The organism is Calothrix sp. NIES-2100, assembly GCF_963875285.1.
In the GTDB taxonomy this organism is placed as follows: Bacteria; Cyanobacteriota; Cyanobacteriia; order Cyanobacteriales; family Nostocaceae; genus Aulosira.
Window position 1 is genome coordinate 8,027,726 of the sequence record NZ_CAWNLA010000001.1, and the last position, 13,163, is coordinate 8,040,888.

Annotated in this window: 6 protein-coding genes; 2 read left to right on the forward strand and 4 right to left on the reverse strand. The window is 41.5% G+C overall.

The window, feature by feature from the left end; genetic code table 11:
- Positions 1-92 precede the first annotated feature (92 nt).
- The 4 genes from AACU32_RS32735 to AACU32_RS32750 form a co-directional block, all read right to left on the reverse strand.
- Positions 93-4,028 (reverse strand): ATP-binding protein, encoded by a 3,936-nt coding sequence (locus AACU32_RS32735; RefSeq protein WP_096606062.1) that lies wholly within the window; start codon positions 4,026-4,028, stop codon positions 93-95.
- A 230-nt stretch (positions 4,029-4,258) separates the two neighbouring features.
- A complete protein-coding gene (iscB, locus tag AACU32_RS32740; RefSeq protein WP_096606064.1) occupies positions 4,259-5,548 on the reverse strand; it encodes an RNA-guided endonuclease IscB in 1,290 nt (429 codons plus the stop codon).
- A gap of 774 nt (positions 5,549-6,322) precedes the next feature.
- Positions 6,323-7,372, reverse strand: coding sequence for a hypothetical protein (locus AACU32_RS32745; RefSeq protein WP_096606066.1), 1,050 nt, complete (start codon positions 7,370-7,372; stop codon positions 6,323-6,325).
- A 585-nt stretch (positions 7,373-7,957) separates the two neighbouring features.
- The gene (locus tag AACU32_RS32750; protein ID WP_096606068.1) at positions 7,958-9,181 is read right to left on the reverse strand and encodes a hypothetical protein; all 1,224 of its coding nucleotides are present in this window, start codon (positions 9,179-9,181) and stop codon (positions 7,958-7,960) included.
- A 489-nt stretch (positions 9,182-9,670) separates the two neighbouring features.
- Here AACU32_RS32750 and pap point away from each other — a divergent pair, with 489 nt between their 5' ends.
- Both pap and AACU32_RS32760 read left to right on the forward strand, forming a co-directional pair.
- The gene (gene pap, locus AACU32_RS32755) at positions 9,671-11,182 is read left to right on the forward strand and encodes a polyphosphate:AMP phosphotransferase (RefSeq protein ID WP_096606070.1); all 1,512 of its coding nucleotides are present in this window, start codon (positions 9,671-9,673) and stop codon (positions 11,180-11,182) included.
- 899 nt (positions 11,183-12,081) lie between these two features.
- The gene (locus AACU32_RS32760; protein WP_096606072.1) at positions 12,082-12,795 is read left to right on the forward strand and encodes a hypothetical protein; all 714 of its coding nucleotides are present in this window, start codon (positions 12,082-12,084) and stop codon (positions 12,793-12,795) included.
- Positions 12,796-13,163: the final 368 nt, after the last annotated feature.

A 13,163-nucleotide genomic window follows, 5' to 3' on the forward strand; every position in this document is an offset into this window, starting at 1 on the left:
GTCAGTTGTCTCAAGAGCTTCCTCTGCTCCCTTGTCTCCCTTGTCCTCCTTGTCTCCCTTGTCTCCCTTGTCTCCCTCATCCCCCCTAGATCCTAGCTCCTAGCTTCTTGTATTTGTTGTTGCCGAACTAACTCGACAGTGATCGCCACGACTGCATGAGGATCGACTGGTTTAACGATATGTCTTTGGAAACCGGCGGCGATCGCTTTTTGCTGATTAACTTCTCCAGCATAAGCAGTTAAGGCGATCGCGGGAATAGATTTGCCTTGTGGTGAAGCCCGAATTTTTTGCATGAGCATGTAGCCATCCATTTCCGGCATACCGATATCACTAATTAATATGTCTGGAATTGCTTGCACTAAAGCCTGAAGTGCTTCTTTTCCTGATGCTGTTGCTGTTACTTTTGCCTGGTGTTGTCTGAGGACAAAAGCGATCAAATTGCGGGAGTCGGCATCGTCGTCCACAACTAAAATATGGATACCGTTGAGATTTAAGGCTTGCTCATCTGTTGTTGTTAAAGCTGGTGTGGGCAATAGATCTAAGGATAGGGGAATTTGCACTCTAAAAGTTGCGCCTTCTCCTTCACCGGGGCTATCCACTGCTACAGTACCTCCATGCAGTTCTACAAGTTGGCGGGCGATCGCTAATCCCAACCCCAAACCCCCAAATTTACGAGTGATGGAGCCGTCTTCTTGCTGAAAATGCTCAAATACATAGGGCAGAAACTCAGCACTAATACCTTTGCCTGTGTCTCGCACCTGAAGAAGGGCATTACTGCCCACACAGGTTAAACCAACTTCTATTTTTCCACCTGATGGGGTAAATTTCACGGCGTTGGCTAAAATATTCCACACAATTTGTTGTAATCGCGTTGCATCACCGATGACGCTGACCTTTGGGGTAATATTTGTGTAAATTTCTAATGACTTAGCATCGGCAGCTAATCGCACTGTCTCCAAGGCTGATAAAATGACGCTCCCCAAATCCAGGGGTATGGCATTTAAAACCAATTTCCCCTGGATAATGCGCGAGACATCCAGTAAATCGTCAATTAGTTGTACTTGTAACTTGGCATTGCGCTCGATTGTTGCCAGTGCTTCAGCAGTTTTGCTGGGGTTGAGTTTGCCATTTTGTAATAATTGTGACCAACCAATAATCGGGTTGAGGGGGGAGCGTAATTCGTGAGAGAGGACGGCGAGAAATTCATCTTTGATGCGGCTGGCTTTTTCTGCTGCTTCCCGGGCGGCGCGTTCGCCCATGAGTAATTTTTCACGTTCTTGCTCGGCTTGTTTGAGATCGCTAATATCTTCGGCAACTCCAGCAATCCGATATGGTTGTCCATTGCCATCGCGGACTAAAAAACTGCGATCGCGTATCCAGCGAATCGTACCATCAGGGCGGACAATGCGATATTCTTCTGTATGATTACCTTTATCTAAGCATTCTTCTGTGGCAATTTGCACTTGCTGGCGATCATCGGGGTGAATCGTTGCTATCCAACTGCTGAAATCGCGATAGAGGCTTTCACAGGAACGCCCCCAAATTTGCTCATAGGCAGGATTGATATAAAGTATTTTTTGTGAATTTGCATCGGCTAGCCAAAAGACGCTTTCGATTGTTTCTGCCATTTGGCGAAAGCGTTCTTCGCTTTCACGCAGAGATGCTTCTATCAGCTGCCGATCGCGCAGTGCAGTTTGGGCTTGTATTCTTAAGCTTTGTTCGCGCACTTGTGCCGCTTGTCGCATTTGGGCTAATTTGAGACTGGCTTCGACACGGGCGAGTAATTCTCTAGCAGAAAATGGCTTGACGATATAATCATCGGCTCCAGCGGCTAATCCTTCAATTCGCGATTCTTCCCCCGCCCTAGCTGATAATAAAATAATTGGGATATCTTGAGTTTTGCGATCGCAACGTAGCGATCGCAGTAATTCAAAACCATCCATTCCTGGCATCATCACATCTGTTAGCACCAAATCTGGTGGATTTTGCCGCACCGCATTCAATGCCGCATTCCCATCTCCAACCGTCTCCACCTGATAGTAGGAACTCAACAGCCGCTGGAGATATTCGCGCATATCAGCATTATCATCAGCCAACAGAATGCGAACTTCTTGAGGTACAGATGAGTAGATAATTCCATCTCCCTCATCTCCCTCATCCCCCTCATCTCCCTTATCTCCCACACTCCCCCTGCTCTCTTCCGGTATCCAGCGTTGAGCTTCTTCTACATAAGGGGTTGCGCCTAAAGCTGTTGAAGTTAATGTGCGACGGGCGCAGATTGCTTCCTTTGGCAAATGATGAGATCCTGTGGGAATGGCGACGATAAAACAACTTCCTGCGCCTAAAACACTGGTGACGGTAACCGTACCACAATGAAGTTCTACGAATTCTTGCACCAGGGATAATCCTATACCTGAGCCTTCAAAACTCCGTCCTTGGGCACCTTTAACTCGATGAAATCGCTGAAATAAATGGGGAATTTCTTCAGATGGAATGCCTATGCCTGTATCTTCAACAACTAAATCAACGTAATTTTGAAAATAATGTAATTTAACTGTAATTGTCCCGGAAAATGTAAATTTAAATGCATTTGATAACAGATTAAATACTATTTTTTCCCACATTTCCCGATCTATATAAATTTCTTCTGGTAATGGGGGACAATCCACAATGAGCTGCATTCCCGCCTGTTCAATTGTGGAGCGAAATACGCTGGCGTATTCAGCAGTCAAGGTGGCTAAATCTGTCGGCTCATAAACTGCCTGAATTCGCCCTGCTTCAATGCGGGAAAAATCGAGTAGGGTGTTGACTAATTTTAGTAACCGCAGTGCATTGCGCTGCAAAATTTCAATTCGTTCTCGTTGCACAGGAGGTAAGGAAGCATCAAAATCAGATAATGCATCCTCAATCGGCCCCAACATCAAGGTTAATGGGGTGCGAAATTCATGGGAGACGTTACTGAAAAACTCGGTTTTGGCGCGATCGATTTCTGCAAGTGCTTCGGCGCGGAGACGTTCGGCTTCATAGGCGCGGGCGTTGGCGATCGCAGTGGTAATCTGTCCGGTTACTAAATCCCAAAATCCTTGATAATCATCGTCAAACTGGCGGCGCGGGCTGATACCAGCAATCAAAAATCCGCTCTTGCGGTCTTGTCCGGGGGTGGTGAGGGGTAGAACTACAGCATTTTTTGGTGACTCAGGCCAAGCACCACCAGGTAGATCCGCAAATTCTGATTTTACCAAATCTACTAACTGACTTTTACCAGCAGCAAGGACAGCAGGTAATGACCAGCGATCGCATATTGCCGATCCTATCTCAATTTCTTGGGGACTGGCTGGGGTTCCTGGGGCTAATCTAGTTGCACCCATCAACCGTGCCCGCGTTTGTGTATCATCTAACAAATACAGCAGGGCAAAGGGCACATCATAGAGACTACGATCTAAGGTTTTGACGGAAATTTCACAAGCATCTTCGACGGTTTTCGCCTCTGCGCTATTCGCAGCTAGTTCTCGCAAAATGTGTAAGCGGCGATCGCCGACAACGCGAAGAGTCTCCTCAGTGCAGGCGCAGAAGACCCCACCCACAGTACCATCATCTTGGGGAACGGGACTGTAGGAAAAGGTAAAGTAGGTTTCTTCTGGGTAGCCATTGCGCTGCATTACTAACAGCAATTCCTGATTCCACGAAGAATGCCCTTTTTGCAGCACAGCTTCAGCTTGCGGCCCTAAGGTATCCCAAATCTCCGCCCATACCTGGGAAGCTGGCTGACCTAGTGCTTGGGGATGACGTTGACCTAAAACGGGAATGTAAGCATCGTTGTAAAAGTTGATCAAATCGGTTCCCCACCAAACAAACATGGGGTAACGGGAACCCAAAATAATCTGAACCGCAGTTTTCAAGCTTTGGGGCCAAGTCTCTACATCACCAATTGCAGTATTTGACCAGTCAAGCGATCGCATCAGCTGTCTCATCTCACCTCCGCCCGCTAGAATATCTGCACATCCCATCAATTTTTGCTCATTCCCCATAATCTTTACTCCGCTTTGGAAAAGGATTTCATAAAACCTCACATTCAGCGGCGGGCGGAGACGGATACGGGTGTTTGAGTAAGTTAATTTGCTTCATCTAAACCTCCCAGGAGACCCCCACTATATCGGTACTCCGATTAGTGGTGGGAGGAATGGGAGAGAAATTACGAAACGTTTTCTGAGCATTTTTCTGCATAGCAGAAACCGTAAGGGAAACAGTTGAGTAATTTCTAAATCTTTCCCAAAGCATACGAGTAACCATCTTTTTTGTGAATTGCTGAACAATATTTGTGACTAATTCCTTGAACTAATCCGTTCCGGGTAGAGATGTTGAAGCTACCAGTCGCACGAGTTGCAATTCTCCCAATATATTCACCAACTGTCTTACCAGTTTTAACAACAGCTTTAACAATGTCTCCTGTCTGAAAACCAAAGTGAAATTTAGTTCTTGAACAATGACGATTTGGGAAACCGTATTTATCTGTGCGACATGATTGCCTAGTACCATGACCGTTAGCTGTAATCAACAATGGTTTAACACCTTTAATAACAAGAAAGGGCGTTGATTTACCAACACAAGCTGCATCCAGCCAATGATTTTTAGGCAAGTTTTGATTGTTACGATTGAATTTAGTTAAACCTCCTGAACCACATTCGACAGTCAAACCAGTCGCTTTTAAAACTTCCAGCAATGCATATCTAGTAGTGTTAACTGCTGCTGCATCAGCTAATGGCTTCTTAGCTTGCAATAGAATTTTTTGCAATTTGTTAGGGTCTTTTTTGAGAAAATCTCTAATATCGTTAGTGCCTTTCTTTAGGTTACATTTTTCGCAGCTTAAGGTTAGATTTGTGATGGAATTAGAACCGCCTTTAGCTTTGGGATGAATATGCTCTATTTGTAAAGGGACATCTTTAACACCACAATAAGTGCATTGTCTATTCCACTTTTCAAGTAAATATTCTCTAGTCTCATATCCAGCGAGTGTGCCTTGCTGATATTCTTTACCTTCGATTTCCGGATTACGCATTAACTGCATATCAAAGCGCACCAATTCTTGGCTAATCGCTCCAATCAGTGCTAATTTAGATAATCTATTAATCCAGGTTTTGATATTGTCAACACGACTTTGCAAACTTGGTGCTAACCATCCTTCAAGACGGGTTCTATTTAAAAATCTTGGTTTGCGATAGCGCGTTTTTCTAGTCCGTCTACCGCGTCTTAATTGTCTCCTAGAAGTTAAAGCATCTCTAATAGTAAAACCTCTATGCTTTAATTCTGCTGCAAATACAACTTCCCCTGTAGCATCGTTGACTAATGCAATCCCTGTTGCTTTTGCGCCAGGGTCAAGCTTTAATCGCAGTGGTTGTACTGGCGATAAGTGTGATTCTTTGAGAATAATTGTGAATGGAAAACGGCGATAAATGGCTGCTTTTTTGTTCCTTAATAATTGTCTTGCTTGTGCTGAGTGGATTGGATTTAGTAGACGGTTTTCTGCGTCTAAAACAAATACTTTGGACATAAGTCCCTCCATTTCTGGGTAAAGTTAGCTTCGACAATGTTAGAGGTCGGTAACTATCCAAACGACACTGGTTTAACCCTTTAAGCCTGTTTAATCGTTTAGTTCTAGAGCAAGGAACTAGCTTCGCATCCCTTGGTAGGTCTTAAACTCTTGCCTCTAACGTAGTTCAGTTAAGAACTTAGTCTGGTCAACTTAGGGCTTTTTCAAGCCCTCGCTGTATTAGGTACTCCTAATCAGCGATGGGTGGTTGACAGCTACAGAGAAGTCGTTGCCAGCACATTCTCCCAAAGATTAATTTTGGGGAATATCAACCTTTATTGGTCATTCTGCCAAATAAATAATGTCCATTGTAATTTTTAGGTAGAATTACTTGCTCTGTCTATATATCTCCAGAAAGAATGCGAATTACCCACCACCAACCGCTAGTAGGATTTTCAACTTATTACCTGTCCCTTTGTTTATCCCGAATTCAGGTTAAACAGTAATGCTTAGGGACTTCCAAATAAAAAATATCCCCATTGTCGGCAACATCCACAAACTTTTGGTAATAGCGATATTTTATCGGTGCCGTGCTCCTAAGAGTCGGATAATTTATTTCTTGGTGTTCTTTTATTGCATTTGTACGGGCGGGGAAACCCCCGCCATGACGACAATCAAGAGCGCGCAATCATTGATTGAATCGGTATTATATCCCTACCTAAGAATGGGTTGGGGTTTTATGCCTATTTAATAAAATGCATTGTCTGAAATCACAGAAGGATTGCCGCCATTTGCTTAATTAAACTGTATACTTTTAACAAAATCTAAAATCTTTTCTTTGAGGATTTTAGCTTCTTCTTCCACTGCCGCAGGCGTTTCGCCGTTAAAAAAGCTGCGCTGATTACTAACTATATATAAAAAGTCAGTATGAATAAAGGTTAGTAAACCTCGGTACGCATCTAATCTTTTAGCATTGCCATTATTTTCTTGCTTGGAAATTGTTGACCCCTGTGGCATATCAACCAACACATAGTAAGACCCGGCTAGGGTATTTTCCAAATATTCGCCATACTTGACTTCAGCATTGGGTACATTGGCAAAAATTGCCTGAGGTACATACCTATCTACTAAAATTGATTGCAGATATTCTTCCTGTCCTAGAGATTCTATTTCTTCTTCATGTTCTGGTGGAATCGGATAATAATCGATTCTCACTAAAGTGCCAAAGTCATCAGCAAAGCCAACTACTCCTTCCTGGCTTTGAATTTTACCCCCTTGCTCTGAGGTCACAGGAATTGGGACTGTAAAATTTCCTAAAGGTGATTCATATACCTGGTCACCATAGTCTTCTACTGAGGTTACTTCTACTTCATCGTCTGTGAATTCTCCATTTTCTGCTTCTTCAATAGCAGCTATTATCTCTTGAATAATTTCTTCTGCTTCTTCATCTTCCAAATCTAAGGCTTTTTGTAAATCTTGGAGATAAGATCTTTTGTCATCGGGAATTAGCAATTCTTCATCTAAAAGAACGATCGCACCAGCCGCATAAGCATCTAGAACTACCTCATCAGAAAGGGCTGCACTAGCGCTATTAAATAAAGCACCGAGTCCATCTGTTTGGGAAATTTCTAGCAGCCGATAAACTATATCTGTGATTTCTTCTTCTGAGTATTCATCAAACACCTCAAAATCCCAAAGCACGGTGGCTAAGGCTTCTGCATCCACTTCTTCTATAGAAGAATCCGCGATCGCGCTGATAACTGCGATCGCGGCTACTGCTTCTTCTGGACTCAATGATTCTGCGGTGGTTTGCTTGGAGTGAAAAATCTGATCGTACTTGGTCATTCTTGCTACCTCCTAAAAAATAGCTTGCTGGGCTATGCCCTAAATTGAGTGATTGAGAATCGTGCAAGTCTCAGTTTAGCAATGTAGCGAATCTGTGCCACAACAGATTCGGGAATTGGTCAAGAGTCAATAGTCATTGGTCAACAGTTAAGGTTTATTAGGGGACTTACAAAAAATAAATTACCCATATTCCGTAGTGTGAGTTTTTCGGCTCGTTGATGTTTATTCATCGAGCGTCTCGCTCGGACTACAAATTTATTGGCTATAGGACTTACGCAAGTTCATTCATCGAGGGAGACGTTTGTCCTTTGGACACGCTCTCGCGCTAAGCGTAAAGCCTACGGCATAGCTTCTCTACGAGACGCTTCTCTGCGAGAGGCTGACGCTCCTACGTCGCTACCGCTTCGCTAACGCCAACGCGAACGCTTAGGGCGCAGCCTCTCCGATAGGAGAAGCTATGCAGTAGGCGCAGCCTCTCGAAGAGAAGGCTTTACGCACTACAAATTTTGGTGGTATTTAAAAAATTGGATGTCCCTAGTCACTTGACTGTGGACTGTGGACTACTGACTATTGACACCCTAAGCCCTAATAAAGAAAGCGTTTAGCAATGCTTTCATAAAACTTCATATCAGTCCAGTAACCTAAATGTCCCGAAGTTCCCCAAGAAGTTTTATATGTCATTTCCTCATTGGTGAGATTTTCGTAGTAATCTAGGTTACCGCTAATCGGATCTTGTAAATGGTAATAATTCACCCAAGAAATATGCTCAAGTTTGCAAACTACTGGGTTTTTGCTTAAGTAGGGACTTTCTTCCACCAATTCTGTTTTCACACGGAAGGACTTGAGGTGTTCAATTATCCGCCGTCGAATATATTGCCCCTCCTGCGCGACATTGCTGAAGAAAAAGGCGATTTTATCTAGTGGTGAACCAAAGGTAACCAATCCTTTGAGCCGATCGATACCGATACTTTTAGGCAAATCGGGAGAAAGGGTAGACTCAATACAGAGCTGGTTTAATGTATCGTAGGCAATACAGCTACCTAGTGAATGTCCAACGATAATTACTTGGTCGTAATTGGCTTGCTGGTCTTGTAAAATTTGTTGGAGTAATGTTAAGCATTCGGAAATCACCTGTTGGCGAATTTTTTGGTAAGGTGATTTTGGGTCGGTTTTGGTGTAGATAGCTACATCACCCACAAAATTAATTAACATTGGAGTGATTAGCGTTTTACTGAGTTTCCAGGCTGATTGGAGATAACGTCCTTTGAGAAAAGGGCCTGCCAACAATAAAACTAACAAAATTGCCAGTCGCAATAAAGGGTATATAAAGTTAAATATACGCAGGAAGATGGTGAGCGATCGCAAGCGAAATTTAAACCAGCCTTTGCGATTTTGATTTTTCAGCAGATGATCTAATAACTTTCTATTCTCCGGGCGGTTGTAAAACTCGATTGTACCCTCAAGTGTCTGCTCTGCCCATTGCAATATTTCGGGCACAGAAATTTTATTTTCTGTATCAGGTGCCCAATAATATTCATGAACATCAATTTGTCCCTGTAATCCCTTTGTTTCAGCGTCCTTGGGGCTTAATCTGACAAAGCTTTCTGTCCACCCACTACCATTGTCATATTTACGCCTAGCAATCTGGTGTTCTAGGTCAGTTGGTAATTTCTCTTGTTGAAAATATTTGAGCAAATTCTGTGCAAAATAGTCTACAGTTTCATAAGGATTTTGTTGACCAATCCCGTGGATGAGTAAAAAAGCTGTGCGACCTTGAGGAAACCTCACATTAGTTGGTGTTTCAGTCATGTGCTTACCATTTTTAGCAAAAATATTTGGATTTTTTCTAGCAATCCGATTGGATTCCTTAACTTACTTGGGTAGGGAATAGGGAACTCTGAACTCTAAACAGGGAAAAGCGAAGAACGCATAAAAGTATCCGGAGTTTTGTTGAAAAAGCAAATAGGATTGCTTCAGCAGTTTTTAGCTGTGTGTAAAAACTAATTTTTTCCGTCTTTGGGAGAAATACAACCGCTATTTATACTGTCACGAGCTACCAGCCCAATTCCTAAATATCTGTGAATAAATTTATATTTCATTAGCTGTTTGTGCGCATATCCAGAGTTTTAGGCATATTATCTAAACCACGTCTACTTTGAAACCCCTAGTTTTTTTCTGAATCGGGTTTTATTCCCAAATCTTATACTCTTTGCCTGTTCAGAGTTCCCTTTTGAAAAACTCCAGTTTTCAACTTGGGCGAGGTTAATAGTTCAGCAATGCTAATATTTGACACCTTTTATGCTAGATACATTAGATTTAAGCTTAACTTTAGACAAAACAACCTATAAATCTGAGATTGACAGGTTAATGCATCAACTCCGAACGCTGCAAACCGCCTGTTGGGAAAAAAAATTACCTGTGATTGTCGTCTTGGAAGGTTGGGCGGCTTCTGGTAAGGGTGGCTTGGTCAAGCAAATGGTATCCTATATTGACCCCAGAGGATTTAAGGTACATCCTATCTGGGCGGCGACACCAGAGGAACGCCAATATCCCTTTCTTTGGAGATTTTGGGGAAAACTACCCGCCCAAGGTGCAATCAGTATTTTTTATCATAGTTGGTATACCCATGTTTTAGAAGACCGTTTATTTGACCGAGTGTCAAGCGCTCAAATTCCGCTATTAATGGGGCAAATTAACTCTTTTGAGCGACAGATGGTAGATGATGGAGTTGCGATCGCTAAATTTTGGTTACATCTCAGCCGGAAAGAATTGAAAAGTCGGTTGAAAGAATATGGTAAAGATCCCCTAACGGCTTGGCGGGTGCGTAAAGAAGACTGGCAACAAGAAAAACATTATGATCGCTATACAACTTTGGCTGAAGATATGCTAGTGCAAACTAGTACTGGTAGTTCCCCCTGGACTTTAGTAGAGGGTGACTCGCAGCGCTGGGCGCGGGTGAAGGTGTTAAGTCATTTGGCTGCAACTTTAACTGCTGCTTTAGATCGGCAGCAAATCCAACTTCCTACTCCTATCCTACCAGCACAGTCTCATTTAGAACCCACAGAACCAGACTTACTCGCCCAGGTTGATTTAAGCCAAAGTCTTTCAGAAGTAGATTACGATGAGCAATTAGCTAACGAACAAATACAACTGCGTCAGCTACAGTTAAGCATCCACAAGCATCAAATTCCTGTGTTGGTGATGTTTGAAGGTTGGGATGCAGCTGGTAAAGGTGGGGCGATTAAGCGACTTACAGATATTCTCGACCCCCGGAGTTACTTTGTTTATCCCTTTGCTGCTCCCTCAGATGAAGAAAAAGCCCATCATTATCTCTGGCGATTCTGGCGGCGATTACCCACCACTGGGACAATTGGCATTTTTGACCGTTCTTGGTATGGGCGGGTGTTAGTCGAGCGCATCGAAGGATTTGCAGCGGAAATAGAGTGGCGCAGAGCTTACCAAGAAATTAATGAGTTTGAAGCCCAATTAACCAGTGCAGGTTACGTTTTAGTCAAGTTTTGGCTGCATATTAGCTCAGAAGAACAAATCAAGCGCTTTACCGAACGCCAAAATGACCCTTTTAAACAATACAAGCTTACCGATGAAGACTGGCGGAATCGGGAAAAGTGGCCTTATTACGAAGTCGCAGTAAATCAGATGATTCAACGTACCACTACCCCAACTGCTCCTTGGACAATTGTTGCTGCCAATGATAAATATTATGCCAGAGTCAAGGTAATTGAAACTGTAGTTGATGCAATTCAGGCGGAAATCAAACGCCGCAAGAAAGGAAATCGTTTACTATTTTAGGTTTCGATACTTTAAGTTGATTCAATATGCTTTATGTACCAGTTGCTTCCTTTCAAACAGTATAGAAAATGTTTATTTTCAAAATAATATTGTCAAAGTATTACAATAAGCTTACTTAATTTGTCATCTTCAATTGGAATGATATTTATTACGCTTTGATAATATTGTTTAACCGTGTATTATTTATTACTTGCAGCGGATTGTTTCCCACTGCATCTGTGACTAGATAGAAAAATGTCTATGTAATTGGGCAGAGTTTGAACTTTTGAATCTATTTTCTACATCCAAATGAAATGCTGCATCAGTTTAATATGTCATAATTAGATGACATCTAAGAAATTATACTTAAATTTTTAGTTTGCTAAATTACTTAATAATCTATTGAGAATTTATCTTGTTTTTCCCAGTGTTTGCCAACTTTATGTATTTAATTCCAAAATTATTTTTAGTAAATTACTTAAATAAATTTACTTATTTTTTATAAAAAGCAGTAAATTATAAAACAATGTATTAAAAGTATTAACGTTATTCATAATAAATACATAAATTTACGGATACTTTTTTGGTGAAAAATATTAAAAAATACTTAATTAAGTTAAGTTTTAGCATTTAAACTTAATGAAACTTAAACTAAATCAAAGGCACATATAGTGACATAAGTGGCGAAAAAATGAGTTTTACACTGTTTGAAGTGCAGTGTGAAAGTTGGTTTTGATGTGTAAAGTAAATATTTTAAGTTTTGAGAATACGTTACGCCTTATCTGTTGTAGAAAAGTTTACTAGTATAGTTAACTTTGCTAGCAATAATTATTACTTACGTATTTTCTATAGAGTACTTTTGTATTTACTTTACAAGTAACTTTTGGAAATCAATATTTTTGAATCATTGAGGTTTAAACATGAAAGAAGTTTTAGAATTAATTGAAAAGAGGAAGCGAGAATTCGCCCAATTGCCGTTATTTAAATTTCTACAAGATAAAAATATAGATCCAAGAGAAAGACTAGCTTGGGCACCTTGTCTAGCTCCTTTTGCAATGGGTTTTGGACAATTGAATAAATATGATTTCCGAAAAGAGCCAACCAACAATCCTATTCAGGCAATAATTAATAAACATACTTATGAAGATGATAATCACTGGGGATGGTTTCTAGAAGATATCGAGAAACTGAATTTGAACAATTCAATGAAGTTCAGTGATGCGATGAAATTTTTTTGGGGTGAGGAAACATACAAAACACGCCAAATATGTCATCAAATTGCACTACATACTTTCCAAGCAGAACCTGTAGTTGTGCTAGCAGCAATTGAAGCCATAGAAGCAACAGGTCATGTAGCTTTAGCTTTAACTGCACAAGTAGCACAAGAACTCCAACAAGATACCAAGCAAAATTATCGCTATTTTGGTCAGCATCACTTTTGTGTGGAAACTGGCCACGCCGTAGGAACAGATAACTTACAGCAGTTTGTGGAAAACTTGCAACTGACAGAAGAGCAAAAAACTAAATCTTTTGAGTTAGTAGAGAAAGTGTTTGAAGTTTTCTCAGAAAGTATGGAAGAAATGATGGTGTATGTCAACAAGCATTCTCTGAAAAAACTGTTGGAAGTCTCATAAATTAGACTTATTTTAACGTGAGTTCTAGGTAAGCTAACCCCAAACCCTTCCCTACAAGGGAAGCTAGGGTGTACACACATCTTTGTGTTAAGTGCAAAATGTTGCTCGATCCTCCCTAACCCCCCTTTTTTAAGGGAAGAATTAGAATCAAAGTTCCCCTTATTAAGGGGGATTTAGGGGGAGCGAAACGTTATGGGGCTAGGTTATAAGACTTGTGTGTACACCGTAGTACAAGGGAAGCGAGAAAAAATCTACAACTTGGTACGAAAGTTACAGCGCTTAGGTTAGAGGCTAGGGTGTACCTTATATAATTGGGAGCTATATATCTAAAGGCTGAAGCTGAGACTAACTGGAGATAGATGCCCAAA